We start from the raw sequence: 20,359 nt of genomic DNA on the forward strand, positions 1-20,359 counted from the left end.
TTGCGTGCTGTTATCATAGAGGCTGCGCAAAATTCATCCCAGTAGCACGCCATAAAAGCTGTACTCTTTTTATTTAGCACTTACTATAGAAGGATGCTATTTATTTAGACTCGTACCAGTCACTACGCAGTGCCTGCCAATGGTTTGTCAGTGCGCCATCTAATACCAGCTGTTTTGCCGCTTCGATATCAGGGGCTAGGTAGCGATCTTTGTCATAAAAAGTCACTTGCTCACGCAACTTTTGATGGGCGGCCTGTAATGCTTCGGAAGTAGCAAGGTTACGATGAAAATCAATCCCTTGACCAGCAGCCAATAGCTCAATGCCAACGATGGTAGCGGTATTTTGCGCCATCTCATATAGGCGGCGGGCGCTATAGGTGGCCATCGACACATGGTCTTCTTGGTTGGCAGAGGTTGGGATGCTATCGACACTGCCTGGGTGAGCCATAGACTTGTTTTCTGAAGCCAGCGCTGCGGCCGTCACGTGAGCGATCATAAAGCCTGAGTTTACCCCTGCATTTTCTACCAAAAATGGCGGTAGGCCACCTGACAAGGTTGCATCAATCAATAGTGCCACACGTCGCTCAGACATAGAGCCAATCTCAGCGATTGCTAAGGCGAGCATATCTGCGGCAAAGGCCACTGGCTCGGCATGGAAGTTACCACCCGAGATAGCAACTGGGCCATCTTCATTATTAAAAATAAGCGGATTATCCGTCACCGCGTTAGATTCAATTAATAACGTTTTGCCTGCTTGGTTGATGATATCAAGGCAAGCGCCCATGACTTGCGGCTGGCAGCGTAAGCAATACGGATCCTGCACTCGATCATCTTGCTCATCATTGTGCGAAGCACGAATAGCACTGCCTTTAATCAGCTGACGATGGGCTTGTGCAATTTGTATCTGACCGTGATGACCACGTACTTCATGAATACGGGCATCAAATGGCGCATCCGAGCCTTTGGCGGCATCAATAGACATGGAGCCGACGATGGTGGCGGTCTCTAATAAATCTCTTGCTAAGAAATAACCGCGTAATGCCAGTGCCGTTGAGACCTGTGTACCATTGATAAGGGCAAGGCCTTCCTTGGCTGCTAGGGTGATAGGCTCAAGACCATGCTGCGCTAATGCCTCAGCGGCAGGGACTTTCTTGCCAGCGACATAAACGTCGCCTTCGCCCATCATCGCCAGCGTCATATGCGATAAAGGCGCAAGGTCGCCAGAAGCACCAACGGAGCCTTTGGCCGGAATGTTTGGCGTAATTTGATTATTAATTAAGCCAAGTAAACTATCGACTACCTCGCGGCGGACGCCAGAGACGCCTTGAGCGAGGCTGGCAACTTTCATCACCATAATCAGCCTGACTACGTTGTCTGGCAGTGCCTCGCCCGTACCGACTGAGTGCGAGATGATCAGGTTGCGTTGAAGCAATTCGAGCTGGTCATCGCTGATACGAGTCTTGGCTAATAGGCCAAAACCAGTATTGATACCATAAGCGCTCTTATCACGAGCGATGATGGTACATACATCGTCGTGTGAGGCATCGATTGCCTGATAAGCGCTGGCGGGTAAGGTGAGGTGGACAGGGTGATTATAGATATCACGTAGCATCTCAAAGCTTAGCTGGCGAGGGTGAAGAGTCAGGGTTTTGATAGCGGTCATAGGAGAGTCCCAAGGTTAAAAACAATATGAATAATATGCTTTAGTGTTCTGATTTACTTAATGGTATCGGCTCGGCGCTGGTGCTGGCAGATGACGCGATTTAAGCCATCCAGCCTACATACATAGCAAAATGTCCGAACGCGGCTGCGAGTAGGACGCTAAGGGCCACACGCTCAAACCATATGACGATCATTTTGCCAACCGATACTGGAATTTCTGTTGCGAGTACACACGGAATCATGGCAGAAAAAAACAGCACGCTGCTAATCGATATCACTCCAGCGACGTAGCGTGTTAGGATATCTGCCTCACTGAGTAGTAGTGCTGGTAAAAACATTTCAGCGAGCCCAGCAGACATCCCTTTAGCAGCCACTAAAGGCTCTGGCAAGCCGCCGAGCCATGTAAATGGATACAAGAGCAGACCCAATACATCAAACACTGGGGTGTATTTGGCTAACAAAAGACCGGTCAGCCCGACAGCAATAATAGAGGGCACAATGGCAGCCGCCATCATTAGACCATCGCGAAAATTGGACCATAAAATCTGTTTTAGATCAGTTGCCTGACGCGACGTCGCTAAGCCTAAATCAAACGCGGCGGCCAGCCGTTTGCCACGGGTATGATCGAGTGGCGGGCGTTCAACGTCATTGTCAAAAAGGCTGATGGGCGGAATACGAGCGGTAATAGCGGTGACGATAAAGGTAATCACCAGTGTTGACCAAAAAAATACGTTCCAAAACTCCATTAGGTTTAAGGTCTTGGCAACAATCACCATAAACGCTGCCGATACCGTAGAAAACCCAGTAGCAATAATGACGGCTTCACGCGCTGAGTATTGTTTTTGTAGGTACACACGATTGGTAATCAATAAACCAATAGAGTAACTACCCACAAAAGACGCAACGGCATCAATTGCCGATGAGCCAGGCGTTTTCCAAATAGGTTTCATAATCGGCTGCATTAGCACGCCGACCATCTCAAGCAAACCAAAACCCACCAAAAATGCCAAGATTAATGCCCCAATAGGGACAATCATACCCACAGGTAATGCCAGCTTTTCAAACAAAAATGGCAGCATGTCAGCTTCCATCATATAGGCAGGGGCGGTGCCAGTCATATACATTACCGCCAAAACCAAACCGATTATCTTAAACACGGTCAGGATTTTGTGGGTGAGGTTTTTGCGCCATGAACCGTCTATGAATGGCTTGCTAACACCAAATATCATCAGCAAAAATAACAAGGTCACAGACAAGGTGTGTTGCTGAGTGACCAGATAAGTGGCCCCATGATCAAACAAAATCGTGCTTTTGTCACCGATGGTAAAGGGCACAAAAAACATCACTAAGCCAATAGCACTAAAGACGATAAGTTGTAATAGTGCGATGGGTTTCGACAGCAGTTTGTTAGACGATGGCGGCGTCGTCATAGCATCAGTATCGGCGTGATTTATGGTGTTTTGCTCAATCATATTATCCTCCTTGATAAAATGTATTGGGTAAGCTATTTAATCATCGGCAGATGTAAGCCATAGTCCTTGGCGGTTTTGATCGCCAGCTCGTAGCCGGCATCGGCATGACGCATCACCCCTGAGCCGCAATCATTGACAAGTACTCTTGATAAGCGCTTGGCAGCAGCGCCTGTACCATCAGCGACAATCACCATACCTGAGTGCTGCGAGTAGCCCATGCCCACGCCGCCGCCATGATGCAGTGACACCCAAGTGGCGCCGCCTGCGACATTAAGCATGCCATTTAATAATGCCCAGTCAGATACAGCGTCCGAACCATCTTTCATGCTTTCGGTCTCCCTGTTTGGGCTGGCAACAGAGCCGGTGTCCAAATGGTCACGGCCGATGACGATGGGGCCTTTGAGCTCACCGTTTTTGACCATCTCGTTAAAGGCAAGTCCTGCTTTATCACGTTCGCCCAGACCTAACCAGCAAATGCGGGCTGGCAGGCCTTGAAATTGAATACGCTCTTTTGCCATATCCAGCCAGCGATGCACATGGGTGTTTTCAGGGAACAGCTCTTTGATTTTTTGATCAGTTTTGTAGATATCTTCTGGATCGCCTGATAGCGCCACCCAGCGAAACGGCCCTTTACCTTGGCAAAACAGCGGACGCACATAAGCGGGGACAAAACCTGGGAAATTAAAGGCGTCTGTTACCCCTTCATCAAAGGCCACTTGGCGGATGTTATTGCCATAATCTGTGGCAGGGATACCCATGTCTTGTAGATCCAGCATGGCTTGTACGTGTACGGCACAAGAGGCGGCGGCAGCTTTGCTCAGTGCGGCGTGTTGCTCTGGGTTTTCTTGCGCCGCCCTCCACTCATCAACGCTCCAGCCACTTGGCAAGTAGCCATTGATTAAATCATGAGCGGAGGTTTGGTCAGTGACTAAGTCAGGTTTGATTTCGCCTGCGTTCGCACGCTTGACCATTTCAGGCAGGATATCGGCGGCGTTACCAAGTAGGGCGATAGAGACGGCTTCACCAGCGGCGGTATGCTCTTTAATCAGCTCATAGGCATGGTCGAGATCGTCAGCTTGCTTGTCGACGTAACCGGTACGCAAACGAAAATCAATGCTTGACTGTTGGCACTCGATGTTTAGTGAGCATGCGCCAGCAAAAGTCGCCGCTAGTGGTTGCGCGCCGCCCATGCCGCCAAGTCCGGCAGTCAATATCCAGCGTCCGCTCCAGTCGCCATCATAATGCTGACGACCTGCTTCCACAAAAGTCTCATAAGTGCCCTGCACGATGCCTTGAGTCCCAATGTATATCCAGCTACCGGCAGTCATCTGCCCATACATAAATAAGTCTTTACGATCGAGCTCGTTAAAATGCTCCCACGTTGCCCAGCGCGGCACTAAGTTCGAGTTGGCAATGAGTACGCGCGGCGCATCTTCATGGGTTTGAAACACGCCCACTGGTTTGCCTGATTGCACGAGTAAGGTCTCATCGTCTTCTAGCTCTTTAAGAGAGGCGAGGAGTTGATCATAGCTTTCCCAATTACGGGCAGCGCGGCCAATCCCGCCATAGACGACTAGGCTTTTTGGGTTTTCGGCCACATCAGGATGTAGATTATTTTGAATCATGCGATAGGGCGCTTCGGTCAGCCAGCTTTTACAATGTAGCTCGCTACCAGTAGGCGCAGCGATTTCACGGCTGTCATCACGGCGGGTAAAGGTGTTTGCCTTAAGGGTGTTGTCTGTGGTGGTTTCCTTGGCAGTAGTCATGAACAGATCCTTTTGAGTGTGCGTCGCTTATTTACGCCGCGTGTTTACGTGGTCTATTTGCGAGGCATTTAGCGATAATATTGGAATTGCTTAATAAGTTGTATATACAAATTATCAAAGATTTATTTTTCATGCAAGCATTTTTTGTATGGGGTAAGATCTTTGACGTAAGTCTGTCTTAGTGCCGGCTTTTCTTTGTCTTCTGTGGTCGGTGAGCCAACGCAGGTAGTGATGAATGGATGAGGGCTGCCGCGGCGACGGATGGTCATGGTATTATGAGGCTATTATTTTGCTAAAACTGATGGTAAAACACGGACATGACAAAACAAGTTCCCGCTTATCAGCGGATCAAAAACGCAATCTTGGACAATATTCACTCAGGGAAGTGGCAAGCAGGTGAGGCCATCTCTACAGAGATGGCGCTGGCTGAGGAGTTTGGCGTATCGCGCATGACGGTCAACCGTGCGCTAAAAGAGCTGAGCGAGGAGCGAGTATTAGAGCGCCGGCAAGGCTCAGGGACCTTTGTCGCCCAGCAGCAGTTTAATCATACCTTTGTAGAGGTGCGCAATATCGCGCAGGACTTGCGCTCGGCCAACCGCGATTATCAAGCGCAGGTGGTGAGCAAACGTGTGATCACCGCAAGTATGCTAGATGATGAGCTGCGCCGTAAGTTTGCTATCGACAGTGCGGCAATCTCAGGCGCGAGGAGCGCGGCGGATAGTAGTGCGGCGGTCTTATACGAAGTGAAAATTATTCATTTTGCGGATGCTCAGCCCATACAGTTTGAAGAGCGCTGGGTCGATGCACAAAAGCTACCTGAGTTTATCGAGCAAGATTTTAGTATTATCAACACCAGTGAGTACTTGATTGCCAAAAGTCCACTGGAGCGCGGTAGCTATACCATTCGGGCGCTAGCAGCACCAGATGAGATTGCCGCGCTGCTACAGATTGCCCCGCAGTCTCCCACATTAGTGCTGCGCCGTCAGACCTATTCAGCAGGGAAGGTGTTGACCTTTGTCAAAATGTGGCACGCAGGGGAGCGCTATCAGTTCTCAGGCGAGCTGTAACCACAAACGAGCAAAATTGGCTGTTGCTCACTGTTTTTGTACGTTTATTCTTACCTAAGTGCGTTAGTATAGAAACAATTGAGTTTTTTTGTTTGAAAACCTTTTGTTTTAAACCCTTTGTTTGAAAGATAGGGACAGGCTGTGATAAGAAAATGCAGAAAGTAGCCAACACAGTATTGAAAAAATTATCTGCAGTCCTCAAATCGGGCAGCTAAAGCCGATGCGCGCTGTGCGGACACTGTCCAAGTACGATTTGTTTGTAAAGGTGTTTGCCTGCATGGTTTTATCATACTGTTTTCTTATACAGCTTTTGCCTACAGCATGGGCACATTATACTTCTGCTAGACACTTTTAGACTTATTCATTCATCTTATAAGGACGCCTTATGAAACGTCGTACTCTTTTAGCCCTCGCCGCCAGCACAGTCCTGCTCGCTGCTTGTGGTCAGTCTACTACCAATGACGCCGATAGCAATGCGACTGATAACGCCGCGAGCGGTGGCTCTGATATGCTGCAACGCATCAACGATGGCGGCACGATCAATGTGGGTACTGAGGGTACCTATCCGCCGTTTACCTATCACGATGAAAGCGGCAAGCTGACCGGCTACGATGTCGAAGTTACCCGTGCGGTGGCGGATAAGTTAGGTGTTGAAGTCGAGTTTAAAGAAACCCAGTGGGATGCGATGCTCGCAGGCTTAGACTCGAAGCGTTTTGATATGGTGGCCAACCAAGTCAGCCTAACGACGCCTGAGCGCCAAGCAAAGTACGATCTCGCGCAGCCTTATAGCTGGTCTGGTGCCGTGGTACTAGCGCCTACCGACGACAATCGTTATGGCTCGTGGGAAAACCTAAAAGGTCTACGTAGCGCCCAGTCGTTAAGCAGTAACTATGGTGAGCTGGCCGAACGCTATCAAGCCGAAATCGTCCCTGTCGATGGTATGGCGCAAGCGATTCAGTTGGTCAAGCAAGACCGCGCTGACTTCACCATGAATGATAATCTAGCCGTACTCGATTATCTAAAAAAATTCCCAGATAGTGGCCTTGAGATCAAACTGGTTGCCCCGGCCGACGAGCAGCGCGGTTCAGGTTTGGTACTATTAAAAGGCAATGACGCTGTCGTGACGAAGTTAAACGAAGCCATGAGCGAGCTGCATGCCGACGGCACGCTGACCAAGCTTAGCGAAGAGTTCTTTGGTGCTGATATAAGTCAACAACAATAATGCTGGCGTCTATAACCGCAGTGCTGGCGGAACTGCTGGCACTGTTGCCATTTATGAGCCCTGATCGAGCCCAAATCGTCATTGACTCGTTTTGGCCGATGCTCAAGGGCGGTATCTACTATTCGATACCGCTGGCTTTGATTTCGTTTGCCATCGGTATGATGATTGCACTGGTCGTGGCGCTGATTCGTATCGTGCCACGTACAGGCTGGCTGCATGAGATTGTCTACCGTCTGGCCCGTATCTATGTCTCGGCGATTCGCGGGACACCGATGCTAGTGCAGTTGTTTATTATCTTTTATGGTCTGCCAAGCGTCGGCGTCAAGCTCGACCCGTTTCCTTCAGCGATTATTGCCTTTTCGCTCAATATCGGTGCTTATGCCTCAGAGACGGTACGTGCCTCGATTTTGTCGATTCCAAAAGGCCAGTGGGAAGCAGGCTCGACGGTCGGTTTGACGTATCTGCAGACCTTTCGCCACGTGATTTTGCCGCAAGCGTTACGGGTATCGGTACCGCCGTTGTCCAATACCTTTATCAGTCTGGTCAAGGACACGTCATTGGCGTCGCTGGTATTGGTCACAGAGCTATTTAAGCAAGCGCAGATCATTACCGCCCGCAACTATGAGTTTATGCTGGTCTATACCGAAGCGGCTTTTATTTATTGGGCCATTTGTTTGTTTTTGACCTTTATCCAAGGCAAGCTTGAGACCAGACTCGATCGTTATGTGGCCAAATAACCGACAAGTATCGGCCACTGCCGCCATTTCACTCAAGCGACGAGCCAAGTATGGTAGTAGCTATTTGCTTACTCGTGTTTTGTTATTATTCTTTATTTGTCAGCGGAAACCTCTATGATTCAAGTCAGTAATATTCACAAAGCCTTTGGTGACAATCAAGTGCTAAAGGGCATCGACTTGACCATCGAAAAAGGCAAGGTGGTGGTGATACTTGGGCCGTCAGGGTCGGGCAAAACCACGTTTTTGCGTTGCCTAAATGCGCTGGAGATACCCGATCAGGGCGTTATTGCTTTTGAAGATGGTAGCTTGACGGTAGACTTTGCCTCCAAGCCTAAGAAAAAAGCCCTGCTAGCACTGCAGCGTAAGTCTGGCATGGTGTTTCAGTCTTATAATTTGTTTCCGCATAAAACAGCGATAGAGAACCTAATGCTTGGGCCAACGGTGGTACAAGGGCAAAGCAAAGCCCAAGCGCGTACGCAGGCGCTGGCCTTGCTTGATAAGGTGGGCTTGGCAGACAAAGCAGATCTGTATCCGTTTCAGCTCTCGGGCGGGCAGCAGCAGCGCATCGGCATCGCACGTGCGCTGGCCATTGAACCGTCGCTGTTATTGTTTGATGAGCCAACCTCAGCGCTTGATCCAGAGCTGGTACAAGACGTACTTGGCACCATGAAGCAGTTGGCCTCAGAGGGCTGGACGATGGTGGTGGTGACCCATGAGATAAACTTTGCTCGTGATGTGGCCGATCATGTGGTCTTGATTGAGGGCGGCCATGTGGTCGAAGAGGGCAGCGCCAAGCAGCTGTTTGAAGACTCTACCCATCCTCGCACGCAAGCGTTTTTACAGCGTATCGAGCAGTAATTGGGTAGATATTGTCTGGCGCAACCTTGTGACTCTTATATAAAGCCTTTATGCAAAAAACAGCCCCAGCCATGATGTCATGGTTGGGGCTTTATTTGTTTTTAATCTATTTTTTCACTGAGGCTTTTGTTTTGTTAAAAAGGTTTTGGTCGCCGTCTGAGCCACCTTGGTACGCGCGTAGTCGTGCCATTTAGCATGGCATTCAATAAAGCCGCCAGCAAAATCAGTACCACGCCTACATATTGTATCCATGAAAGCGCCTGATGCAGGAGCAGTAGCGCCAAAGCAATGGCGGTCAATGGCTCAAAGATAGTAAACACCGATGCGCGCGTGGCAGGCAGTTTCTCTAATGCTTTCATATACAGCGCAAACGGCACCACCGTACCAATCAAGGAAAGCCCCAGTGCGTAGCCCCAGGTGGCCAGCGGTAAGGCAAATAGCTGCCCGTAAGTACGATACGTCTCAGGCAACAACAGCAGTACGCCAGCACTGATGATAATTGAGGTAAAAAACACCAACGGGGCAGGGTGGGCATAGTGCATCGCGCGTTTGCCAAGGACACCATAGAGCGAATAACACACGCCAGATAGCAGCCCAAGCGCGATACCCCAGTTGACTTTTGCCGCATCACCCAGCATCGTCAAACCCACACCAAACACCGCCATGAGTGCCAGTAGCGCTGACTGGCGAGTGATAGGCTCCTGCAATAACACCGCAGAAAACAGCAGGCTAAACACTGGTGCGGTATATAGCAAAGCAACCGCAGGGCCCGCGCCGACATAGATGACGGCAAAAAAATAACAGAGCGACATACCAAGCACGCCTATCAAGGACTGCAGCGCCAGCCCCAGCCACTGCTTTGGTCTTAGAGCAGACAGATGGAGCCAGAGCGTTGGTAGCATGACCAGCACCAAAAAAGCGGCGCTCACGATGCGCAAAATAGTAATCTGCCAGCCACTAAAGCCGCTCTGGTTTAGATAGGTGGAAAATATCCCAAGCGTGCCCCAACAGACCGCAGCGCTAATGATTTGAATGGTGCCTATCCATGACTGCCGCGCTGTCATCGTGCTCTCCGTGTGTGCCATATCGCTCTCTATTTTATTTTCTAGAAAATTCAAACAATAAGCGAGCAGCTGGCAGCCTAGTAGGTGCTGTTTGCTCACTACGCGCCTAAAATAACAAAAGACAACCTGATAAAAGGCTGCCTTTTGTTTGTTATTTTCAGTCTAACATTAAAGCGTTAATGAAGGACTAACACAAGTCCATTAAACTTAAAAGTCGATTTACTTGGGCTGCATGATTTAAACTTGCAGTAAAAAATTGCTTAGCAAGCGTTTGGCACCTTCTGTGGCAAATGACTCTGGATGAAATTGCACGCCCTGAATCGGATAGTCGGTGTGGGCAAGTCCCATTATCTCATCGCCTGCGAGCGCCGCCTCTGTCAGGCTCAAGTGATGATGGGCGTCATTGGCAACGACAGCAGTGACGGTTAAGCAGTCAGGTAGCGTATCTGCCTTTACCATAAGCGAGTGATAGCGCATGATTTCTACCTCTTGCGGCAAGCCTTGATAAACACCTGCATCGTCATGGCGAATGGCGGAAACTTTGCCATGCATCGGTACGTGAGCTCGTATCACATCGCCGCCGAATACGTGGGCGATACCTTGCATACCTAGGCAGACACCCAATATCGGCGTGGTTTTTCCCATGATTCTGATGACTTCTGCACAAATACCAAAGTAAGCAGGATCATCAGGTGCGCCTGGGCCAGGTGAGATGATAATGCGGTCAAGATTCATCGCTTGTACGTCAGCCAAGGTGATCTCGTTGTTGCGTTTGACGATGACGTTTGCAGCGCTAGCGCCGTCTTTATCGTCCCCCATGGTTTGCAAAATCTCGCCGATATATTGATATAAGTTAAAGGTAAACGAGTCGTAGTTGTCGATAATCAAAACATTCATAAGTCATCACTCTTTGCTGAAATAGAGAGGGGTTTAGGCGGTCATAAAGCTGTCTAACACCACTTTCATGGCAGAGAGCTTACGCTGGATTTCTAAGTATTCATCAGCAGGGTTGGAGTCGTAGACATTGCCGCCGCAGGTTTGCGCGTAGGCGGACTCACCATTGATAAATAGACTACGAATAGGAATGGCAAAAATACAATCGCCATTAAAATTAAACGAGCCAAGCGCGCCGCCATACGCACCGCGGCCATCAGGCTCTAGCTCGTTGATGACTTTGATTGCCTCGACTTTTGGCGCACCTGATAAAGTACCGGCAGGAAAGTTGCTGGCAAGCGCGCTAAACATATCTTCATCAGGGTGCAAAATCCCAACGATTTCAGAGGAAATGTGCTGCACATGTGAGAAGCGTTTGATGTCCATCAGGCTGCGCACCTTTACCGTACCAAAGCGCGCGACACGGCCGATATCATTACGGTGCAAGTCGACCAGCATATTGTGCTCGGCGATCTCTTTGGCATCGTTGAGCAACGCGCGGGCAAGCTGACGGTCTTCTGCGACATCGACGCCGCGTTTGGCGGTGCCAGCCAGTGGATAGGTTTCCATCTCACCTTGTCGCAGGCGAAACAGCAGCTCGGGGGAGGCACCAATGATGCACTGCTCAGAAAATTTCATAAAGTACATGTGCGGTGACGGGTTGACCGCGCGCAGCTTTTCATAAATCGGCATTTTATCACCGGCGATACGATATTTGGATTTAAAACCCACCTCGCACTGAAAGATACGCCCAGAGATGATGTCTTCTTTGACTTGCATGACGGCGCGCGCATGCTCATCTTGACTCATGCCATCAGCCAAAAACTCAACCGAGGGTGGCTCATAGCTAGGCGTTGGCGCATCAAGTAAGGCTTTGATGTGTTCGATACGATTGTCTTGCTGAGCAGTCGGGTAATAAAAATAAAAAATCTCACCGGTCATCTTATCAAGCGTTAGGCCATCGAGATAGACGCCAAATTTAAAGGGTTCAAAATCGTCGCTTGCCTTTGCATTGAGACTTGGCTCAAAAAAATTGACACTGTCATAACCTAAGTAGCCGACCAGTCCGCCTGTTTGATCACGAGCGATGACGTGCTGCGGGGTGATGCTGCGTAGTAGCTCATAAGGGTTGTCCGTTTGATAATGATTGGTATTCGCTGTTTTATTATCAGTAATTGCCAAAGTCGTGCGGTCAATAGCGGCAATGGTCATCACAGGGTCAAAACCAATGGCATGGTGGCGCGCCATATGCCCATCTTCGCCTAGTGACTCAAGCAGATAGCAGGTCTCAAACGCACGCTCAATACGTTTAAATAACGCAAAAAAATCGATATCTTGGGTGAGTTTGATGCGTTTTGGTTTGCTAGGAATCTCAATCGCCGCAGGCGGATTGTGCTGTAGAGTAGGTGCCATAGTGATGTCCAAAGTGAGTTAGATAGGTGTCAGATAGAGATAGGCAGAATTGATACTAAGCAAAGTTGATACTAAGCAAAATTGATATAATGGCTAATCGCTTACGCACTTTCTCTATGCGTCGCCAATAAAGCGCTGACGTCATGCGCCTGCATCGCCTTGGCGCCGCGCGAGACAGTGGCAATACCAACCCCTAATTGCTCAGATATCTCACGCTGGGTCACGCCGCGCGCCAACAAATCAAAGATGCGTATACGATTGGCAATCTCTTGCTGCTCTTTTTCTGTCAGCAGCGCGCGAAACAACGCCTCGATATCCGCACTATCAGGACAGTTCGCCAAATGCTGTAATAAACTGTGATAAGGGTTGGTACTCATAGTATGTCGTCTTATAATAATCAGTCAGATAATAAATAACAGAACAAATTCTCTTGTTTCAGTATTCTAGTACAGTAGTACAAGAAAAACAAGGTATCCGCCTATCTTTTTATGATATTGGTTTATGATGTTGATACGTCAACCGACATCCTCCTCCCTTAGGTTTTTCGACGGCCTTTACAAATTATCATTAAAACGCTGAATTTCTCACATTCATTATTGCCAAATTGTTAATACTTGGTTATGATGCCTGTCATTATTTAAATGCTAATAATTATCATTAATATTCGTAATGTTATTCGTATATAAGCCGTGCTGTAGCGTCTTGGTGTTTACCAATGTAGCGATGTAGCAATGCATTGATAAATGCCGGACAGGCTACAGTCACAGCTAAAATCTAATGTTGATCGTCATCAAAGTGAGTGTGTTATGCGTGAAGTAAAGTTACCAATCTCATCCAATCAATTGACCGTGTTATCTATGGGCGTAGCCGCCATATTGTGGACGCAGGCGGCTAGTGCGGCAGCAGACGACATGCCAAGTACCACACTACAGACCATTACCGTCACGGCCAACAGCTCGGTACGAGATAAAGTCCAAGAAGATGGCGTGTATGTCGAAGACTATACGCCAGCGCAGCAAGCAAGTCATTTGAGTGATTTTTTAGAGGTAGTGCCAGGCGTGACCATCGGTGGTACGTCATCAGTCAACCAGCGCATTCGTATCCGTGGTCTTGAAGATAGCAACCTAAAAGTGACGATCGATGGCGCGCGCCAAGAAGGTAAGCTGTTCTATCATATGGGCGACATCACCATCGATCCAGACCTATTAAAACAAGCAGACGTATCGGTGGGTAACAACTCTGTCACGCTAGGTAACGATGCCATCGGCGGCGCAGTGGCGTTCAAAACCGTCGATGCAGCAGATTTACTCAAACCAGGTCAAAAGATTGGGGCAAAACTAAAGACAAGTTATGCCAGTAACAATGACGATTTACTGACATCAGCCACTGTCTATGGTGCGCCAACTGACAACATCGACTTGTTGGCCTATTATGGCAAGCGCGATACGGATTCTGGCGAAGATGGTAGCGGCCGCGAGCTTTTTGAGGACAGCGAAAGCGAAAATATTTTGTTAAAAGCAGGCGCTTCTATCCTTGACGATCACCGTGTGGGTGCCAGCTTTAGTCGTACCGAAAAAGAAGGCATTTTCCCCTTCCGTCCAGACTTCCCCAGTCTTCCTAACAGTGGTGGTTCTGATGTCATCCCACAAAAAGTAAAGCGCGATACTTATACACTCGATCATAACTTTAATCCAGCAAACTCACTCATCGACGTTGATACCACGGTTTATCAGACCGAAACGCAAATTTCACGTGATAATGGTATTGAGGCTGTGTCAGGGTATGATTGGGATGCAAAAGTAAAAACCACAGGTGGTAAGATTGAAAACACCAGTGTGATTGATGCAGCCTCAGGACGCCATAAACTGATCGCAGGGGTAGAACATTATAAAAAGCAGTCAGACTTTTATAGCGCTGCAGACCGAACAACCAAACTGCCGGTATCAGGAAAAGACAGCGCCAAAAACACCTCAGTGTATCTAGAAGACCAATGGCAAATGGGCAAACTGACGCTGACGCCAGGCGTGCGTTATGACCGTTATGAGGCACCAGAATTTATTGCTGGTGGTAAAACTTATGACAATGTCGTTGGTGCGCTAGCAGCCAGTTATGAAGTCGCGCCGCATACGCAAGTGTTTGCCAGCTATACTCAGTTGTTCAATGGTCCAGACTTGAGCCAAGCGATTTTTAATCGAGATGGTACTGGCACTGTTGTTAATAACGACTTAAAAGCTGAAGAGGGTGATAACGCTGAAGTTGGTATTGTGACCACTTTGCGCGATCTAACAACGCCTAATGATGCATTACAGTTAAGCGGTAAATACTTCGAAACCAATATCGAAAACTATATCGAGTTTGTACGCTCAGGTCTAAGTTGTGGACCAAATCTTGGCAATGATTGCCAAGGTGCCGTCAATAAAGATGAAGATTATAAAATCAAGGGTGTTGAGCTTGCCGCTGATTATAAAATGAATAACTTTAGTATGGGCTTAAGCTACGCGCATGCTCGTAGTAAAGGTGAAGATACGGGTTATAGTTTTTATTCACAGACAGGGTCAGGATCAGATGCTGGTGATAAATACATGGTCAATCTGGCCTATCAGCCAACTGATACCACTGAGCTTGGCTGGCGCAGTACCTATGTAGCCCCTGTTACGCAAACCTTTATAAGTCGAGGTGAAGTTACGGAGCTTAAGAAACCAAGCTATGATGTCCATGATATCTTTATGAGCTACTCTCCAGCTCAAGTAGATGGCTTAAAAGCCACAGTTGGCGTATATAATATCTTTGATGAAACCTATGCTAGCCACGGTTCAAGATTTAATGCTACTAAAGATCAAAACACAGACTTTGAGCCAGGTCGCAACGTCAAAGCCTCGCTCACGTATCAATTCTAAACTTATCTTGATTTTCTAAATGCAAATAAGCCAGCTCTCTGTCTAAGAGAGCTGGCTTTTTTATGGCTGCTTCTGAGATGAAGACACGCCAAAAAAGAGTCATATCAATATTTAAAAGATAACAGAAAAATAAAAGGATAAAAAATGACCAAACCTAATCCAAGAGTATTAGAAGTAAAAGGCATCGCCGATATCACGCCAAACATGCGCCGCATGACGCTTGGCGGTGCAGGCATACAAGGCTTCCCAATCGAGCAAGAAAGCGGCTATATCAAATTGGTGTTTGCAGAGGAGACAGGAAAAAAGCCCATCATGCGCACTTATACCATTATCCAGCAACGTGACGATGAAATCGATGTCGATTTTGTCTTGCATGGTCTCAACCACAAAGGCGCTGACGGTCCTGCCTCACATTGGGCCAAAACTGTACAAATCGGTGATACTATTTTGATCGGTGGGCCTGGTGCCAAAAAGCTTATCAATCACGAGGCGGATTGGTTTTTATTGGCGGGTGATATGACCGCGCTGCCCGCCATCACGGTAAACTTAGCACGTAGCTACCAACCTATCAATTTCATTTCAAACTGACGATACAGTCCTGCTTAACTATAACAATGTATCGACAATCACTGGCCGACCTTGATGGTTAAGTACCGTCACATCGACGTTATATAAGTCTTTCATGGTATCTTTAGTGATGACATCGACAGGCTGCCCAACCGCCATCACTTGGCCCGTTTTCATCATGACCACAGTATCGGCAAACTGCGCGGCTTGGTTGATATCATGTAGGACGATGACCACGGTTTTTTGCTGACTGCAGCTAAGCTCGCGCAGCTCACGCATCAGACGCCCTGCATGGTACATATCCAGATTGTTTAGCGGCTCATCGAGCAGTAGATACGGCGTGTCTTGGCAGACAATCATCGCAATCAGCACGCGTTGCCGCTGACCACCAGATAGCGTCGATAAAAAACGCTCGGCTAATGGCTCAAGCTCAAAACGCGCGATCACTTCCTGCACTTTTTGCTCGTCCTGTGCGCTTGGCTGTCCTTGATGATACGGATAGCGGCCAAACATCAGCAGCTCATGCACGCGTAGGCGACCTTGCACTTGATTGTCTTGCCCGAGCATCGCCACCGTCTTAGCCAAAGTGCGCGTAGGACAGCTGACAATATCATGCTCACCAAACATCACCTTCCCAGACTGTAGCGGTTGTAGCCTTGCCATGACTGAAAATAAGGTGGATTTGCCCGCGCCATTGGGGCCGATTAGGGCAATCACTTGGGCGCTTGGTAAGGATAAGCTGATGTCATGCAGGATTTGTTGTTTGCCGATATGGTGGGAGATATTATCGAGTTTAATCATAATGATTCTTATTTTTTAGATAAATTTTAATCAGTTCTAAATAGTTTATGATTTTTATATAGGTCAATATGACATGTCATCCACGCCGCTGGGTCATAAATATCAGTAGCAAAAACACCAAGCCGCCCGCCAGCTCAATCACCACGGATAACACTCCCGCCATACCCAGTACTTGCTCAAACAGCGTCTGACCGAGGACCAAACAAATCATCGCCACCAAACTGACCAATATCAGGCGCTCGCTATGATACATATGCCGTGCGATGCGATTGGTCAAGGCGCAGACCAGCAAGCCAAAAAAAGTCACCGGCCCGACCAGTGCCGTGGCGGTGGCGACCAATACCGCAATGACCGTCAATAGCCCAAATGCGAGGCGTTGATAATTAATGCCCAAATTAATCGCTTGCGCCTTACCGAGCATCAAGACATCGCATTGATAGCGCCAGCGCCAAATACATAGCGCGCTAATGGTGCAAATAATGAAGCTAATCCCCAATAGCTGCGGGTTGACGGTATTAAACTGCGCGTAACTGGCTGACTGTACCACGACAAAATCATCAGGATTAATCAGGCGTGCAATCAATGCCGATAAGCTGCGAAACAACACCCCAAAGATAACGCCCACCAGTATCAGCCGCGTCAAATCCTGACTGCTTTTTGAAAACAGCACTCGAAACAATAATAATGACGCGCCAAACATCAGGACAATCTCAAGAGTGAATTTGGCAATAGGATTGATGCTGGTAAAGCTCATCGCCCCCAAAAAGAACACCAATAAGCTTTGGAGCAGCACATACAGCGAGTCAAAGCCCAGTAGAGAAGGGGTTAAAATAGGATTGTGTGTTAAGGTTTGAAAAAGCAGAGTCGATACGCCAATCGCATAGCCGACCACCATGAGTGCCAGCAGTTTTTTACCTCGTAGTGGTAGGGCAAAATCCCAATGACCATTGACATTGAGCGTCAAAAACAGCGTCATCGAGACCAGTAAAATAACAGCGGCAATCGATTTTGGATGGTTGCTGATCCATGCCCAAAGCTGCTCCAAGCGACTCTGGGTAGAGGGGGCTGCGTGGCTCTCGTTATCTAAATTATTATTTTTTAAACGATGTTTCGCTGAGTCAGTCTTTGTAGAGCGGCCAGTTATAGAGCCATGCTTAGAGGGTGAAAACATACGTAAATCCTACTATGCTACCTGTAATAGTAACAACGCCACGCTTATCTAAGCAGACAACAGGACGAATAAATAAAGAAAAGGGTCGATGGCGGTGGGTCAGATGCTTGATGGCCAGATGCGTTATTATGCGCTACATTGTTATGAGGTGCCTTATTACAAAACGCTTTATTACAAGACGCCTTATCGCTCAGCAGGCGCGCGCAATAACAACCATAAAAACAGCACCGTGCCGACCACACCAAACACCGTGGCGACCGGCACTTCAAACGGGTAGCGGATAGAGCGCCCGATGATATCGCAGAGCAATACTGCCGATGCGCCCAGTAGCGCGACAGCTGGCAAGCTACGGCGCAGCTTATCACCCATCAGCCGACTGACGATATTGGGCACCACCAAGCCAATAAAAGGAATCATGCCTACCGTCACGACGACGACCGCGCTCATCATCGCCACCATACCGACGCCAAGCCAAGTGACCTGCCGCTTACTAATGCCTAAGTTCAGCGCGATATTATCGCCTAGCCCAACGATGGTTAGCTTATCAGCGATGATATAAGCCAGCACGCACAGCGCGCCCGTTAGCCATAGCAGCTCATAACGCCCTGCCAAAACGCCAGAGAAGTCGCCAAATTGCCAAACGCTAAGCATCTGTAGCGTCTCGGTCTGATAGGCGATAAAGGTCGTCACCGCCTCGATGATACCGCCAAAGACGATACCGATGAGCGGAATCATCAAAAAATCCGTCGGCGGAATGCGGTGAATGAGTAGCATAAACAGCATCATGCCACCGACTGCCGCAATGGTGGCGACACCCATTTTGACCAGTAGCGCACTGGCAGGGAACAGCAGGCTGACGACCAATAAACCCAGTGCTGCGCTTTGGGTCGCCCCAACCATCGATGGCTCAACAAAGCGGTTTTTTAGCACCACTTGCATGATCATCCCTGCCACCGCCATGGCGACACCAGTCAAAATAATGGCAATGGTACGCGGTATGCGGCTCACCAGTAGTAGCGAGCTGTCTGAGTTGGCGCTATGGTTGATGAGGCTATGAAAAATACCAGACCACGAAAAATCCGCTACCCCAATGGACAAACTTAATAACACCAAAAGCCCCATCATGATGAGGCTGGCTGTGTTGATAAGCCATGGCGGTATGGCCGCATGCTGACGCGTGTGGCTCAGAGCCTTGCTGCCGCTTTGCCAAGGTGATGATGTGGGCAAAGCGGGACTGGTCTCAAGACTATTGGCGTGGGTCTGGGCACGCGATGAAAATAACGACATAACGGCTACTGGCTCATTAAATAATAGGTCAAAAAATAGCTGGTATGGTTGCCGCGTTTATTGTGCGCTTGCAAACGCATTTTTAATAGTGGTCAGATCTTGTATCCACTGATAATAACCACCAAAGGCGAGATAAGAATCTGGACTTAGATAAACCACTTGGTCTTTTTGCCACGCGGTGGTTTGGGCGACCAGCGGATTGTCTAAGACTGCTTTGGCACCCACGCTGTCTTCACCGATAGCGGCGCTACGATCGACGACGAATAGCCAATCAGGGTTGGTCTTTTGTAGATATTCAAAAGAGATCGGCTGACCATGACGACCGTCTTTGATGTGATCGTCAGCGATCGGCACATTGACGACATTATGAATAAAGCCATAGCGTGAGTCAGCGCCATAGACAGACATTTTATTGCCATTGACCATCACCACCAGACCGGTGCCACTGTCTTTGGTGACGGCTTTGGTCTCTGTGATTAGGCTGTCGATATTGTTTTGTAATTTAGCTGCTTGGGCGCTTTTACCAAACAGCGCGCCAAGATCATGCAAACGCTGTTTACTGGACTCATAGATGTTGGCCGTATCGATGGTCATATCTAGGGTTGGCGCGATGCTTGAGAGCGCATCGTATTTTTCGGCCATCCGCGAGCCGACCAAGATAGCTTGGGGCTGCATGGCGTTTAGAGCCTCAAGGTCTGGCTCAAATACCGTGCCCACTTCTTTTGGCTCAGGTTGCGTCTCTGAATGCAAGTTGTCCAAATGTAGGCCACTTGGCGCTCCATCGACAGCCACGTCCAGCGCCGCCAAATCCTGTAGCAAGGTCATGTCATAGACGACCAATGGCGATGGATTCATTGCCAGATCGATATCCCCTCTGGCGGTATCGACAGTAATGGTATGTGTCGAGACAGCATCGTTATTGGCGACGTTTTCGGCATGGTCAGCGGTTGGGTTTTCGGTCTGAGCGTCCGCAGGCTCTGAGTCGTTGGACTCAGGAGAGCTGCAGCCTGCCACGCTGATCGTCGCGGCAAGGGCGGTGGCCATCGCCGTCCATAAGGGACGTTTAAAAAAAGTGCTAGAGAGGCGGTTGGATAATACAGTAGTAGACATAAATAACTCGGTAAATCAGCTGGGTGAGGGGTGTAGAGACAACGTAGTCAGCTTATAAAACATCAATGACGGTCTGAAAACCATCACAGTCACCACACGGCTCATATAAAAAAAGAGCTGGTCTTGCAGATGTATCACATGGGATGATAGGCAAGACGATGCTCAGCGGTATTATTATCGTTCGTACATTCACTATCCAAGCGCTCGTTGATGTTGATATTGTAAGTTAAGTGTACTCAAGCGGTCTTATCGGATAGATAATCGGTCATGATAAATTAATTGAGACTCATTATCAATATAAATGATAATGGTTTTTATTAACGTATTGCCAA

17 protein-coding genes are annotated in these 20,359 nt (G+C 48.5%); 6 read left to right on the forward strand and 11 right to left on the reverse strand.

From position 1 onward, the window contains the following. Positions 1–100: 100 nt before the first annotated feature. The 3 genes from hutH to hutU form a co-directional block, all read right to left on the reverse strand. Complete coding sequence (gene hutH, locus AADH33_RS02940) at positions 101–1,663, reverse strand: histidine ammonia-lyase (protein ID WP_348549512.1); 1,563 nt, start codon at positions 1,661–1,663, stop codon at positions 101–103. 100 nt (positions 1,664–1,763) lie between these two features. Next, positions 1,764–3,134, reverse strand: a complete 1,371-nt coding sequence (locus tag AADH33_RS02945) for a YjiH family protein (RefSeq protein WP_348549513.1) — start codon at positions 3,132–3,134, stop codon at positions 1,764–1,766. Positions 3,135–3,166: 32 nt separating this feature from the next. Then, a complete protein-coding gene (hutU, locus tag AADH33_RS02950) occupies positions 3,167–4,900 on the reverse strand; it encodes a urocanate hydratase (RefSeq protein WP_348549514.1) in 1,734 nt (577 codons plus the stop codon). Between the two features lie 317 nt (positions 4,901–5,217). Here hutU and AADH33_RS02955 point away from each other — a divergent pair, with 317 nt between their 5' ends. The 4 genes from AADH33_RS02955 (at position 5,218) to AADH33_RS02970 (ending at position 8,784) form a co-directional block, all read left to right on the forward strand. Further along, positions 5,218–5,967, forward strand: a complete 750-nt coding sequence (locus tag AADH33_RS02955; RefSeq protein ID WP_348549515.1) for a UTRA domain-containing protein — start codon at positions 5,218–5,220, stop codon at positions 5,965–5,967. A 385-nt stretch (positions 5,968–6,352) separates the two neighbouring features. Beyond that, positions 6,353–7,189: an amino acid ABC transporter substrate-binding protein gene (locus AADH33_RS02960; RefSeq protein WP_348549516.1), complete on the forward strand. Its 837-nt coding sequence runs from the start codon at positions 6,353–6,355 to the stop codon at positions 7,187–7,189. Further along, positions 7,189–7,926 carry an amino acid ABC transporter permease gene (locus AADH33_RS02965; RefSeq protein WP_348549517.1) on the forward strand — a complete coding sequence of 246 codons (738 nt, stop codon included), beginning with the start codon at positions 7,189–7,191 and terminating at the stop codon, positions 7,924–7,926. Before AADH33_RS02960 ends, AADH33_RS02965 begins: the two co-directional genes overlap by 1 nt. 114 nt (positions 7,927–8,040) lie before the next feature. Next, positions 8,041–8,784 carry an amino acid ABC transporter ATP-binding protein gene (locus AADH33_RS02970; protein WP_207969161.1) on the forward strand — a complete coding sequence of 248 codons (744 nt, stop codon included), beginning with the start codon at positions 8,041–8,043 and terminating at the stop codon, positions 8,782–8,784. A gap of 134 nt (positions 8,785–8,918) precedes the next feature. Here AADH33_RS02970 and AADH33_RS02975 read toward each other — a convergent pair whose 3' ends face one another. From AADH33_RS02975 to AADH33_RS02990, 4 genes are all read right to left on the reverse strand, one after another. Then, positions 8,919–9,947 carry a DMT family transporter gene (locus tag AADH33_RS02975; protein ID WP_348549518.1) on the reverse strand — a complete coding sequence of 343 codons (1,029 nt, stop codon included), beginning with the start codon at positions 9,945–9,947 and terminating at the stop codon, positions 8,919–8,921. A gap of 138 nt (positions 9,948–10,085) precedes the next feature. Further along, a complete protein-coding gene (locus AADH33_RS02980; RefSeq protein ID WP_348549519.1) occupies positions 10,086–10,745 on the reverse strand; it encodes an anthranilate synthase component II in 660 nt (219 codons plus the stop codon). A gap of 33 nt (positions 10,746–10,778) precedes the next feature. Next, on the reverse strand, positions 10,779–12,194 hold the full coding sequence (locus tag AADH33_RS02985) for an anthranilate synthase component I family protein (RefSeq protein WP_348549520.1): 1,416 nt from the start codon (positions 12,192–12,194) through the stop codon (positions 10,779–10,781). Between the two features lie 101 nt (positions 12,195–12,295). Next, a complete protein-coding gene (locus AADH33_RS02990; protein ID WP_075100549.1) occupies positions 12,296–12,571 on the reverse strand; it encodes a Trp family transcriptional regulator in 276 nt (91 codons plus the stop codon). 429 nt (positions 12,572–13,000) lie between these two features. Here AADH33_RS02990 and AADH33_RS02995 point away from each other — a divergent pair, with 429 nt between their 5' ends. Together AADH33_RS02995 and AADH33_RS03000 are read left to right on the forward strand one after the other, a co-directional pair. After that, entirely contained in the window at positions 13,001–15,091 is a 2,091-nt protein-coding gene (locus AADH33_RS02995) for a TonB-dependent receptor domain-containing protein (RefSeq protein WP_348549521.1), read from the forward strand. A gap of 144 nt (positions 15,092–15,235) precedes the next feature. Continuing rightward, positions 15,236–15,679, forward strand: a complete 444-nt coding sequence (locus AADH33_RS03000) for a siderophore-interacting protein (RefSeq protein WP_348549522.1) — start codon at positions 15,236–15,238, stop codon at positions 15,677–15,679. Positions 15,680–15,697: 18 nt separating this feature from the next. Here the strand turns inward: AADH33_RS03000 and AADH33_RS03005 are convergent, their stop codons facing one another. From AADH33_RS03005 to AADH33_RS03020, 4 genes are all read right to left on the reverse strand, one after another. Continuing rightward, the gene (locus AADH33_RS03005; RefSeq protein WP_348549523.1) at positions 15,698–16,459 is read right to left on the reverse strand and encodes an iron ABC transporter ATP-binding protein; all 762 of its coding nucleotides are present in this window, start codon (positions 16,457–16,459) and stop codon (positions 15,698–15,700) included. 76 nt (positions 16,460–16,535) lie between these two features. Further along, entirely contained in the window at positions 16,536–17,630 is a 1,095-nt protein-coding gene (locus tag AADH33_RS03010) for an iron chelate uptake ABC transporter family permease subunit (RefSeq protein ID WP_348549524.1), read from the reverse strand. Between the two features lie 183 nt (positions 17,631–17,813). Further along, positions 17,814–18,917: an ABC transporter permease gene (locus AADH33_RS03015; protein ID WP_348549525.1), complete on the reverse strand. Its 1,104-nt coding sequence runs from the start codon at positions 18,915–18,917 to the stop codon at positions 17,814–17,816. 57 nt (positions 18,918–18,974) lie between these two features. Then, on the reverse strand, positions 18,975–20,027 hold the full coding sequence (locus AADH33_RS03020) for a siderophore ABC transporter substrate-binding protein (protein ID WP_348549526.1): 1,053 nt from the start codon (positions 20,025–20,027) through the stop codon (positions 18,975–18,977). Positions 20,028–20,359: the final 332 nt, after the last annotated feature.

The organism is Psychrobacter sp. KFRI-CH2-11 (assembly GCF_038239325.1).
In the GTDB taxonomy this organism is placed as follows: Bacteria; Pseudomonadota; Gammaproteobacteria; order Pseudomonadales; family Moraxellaceae; genus Psychrobacter; species Psychrobacter celer.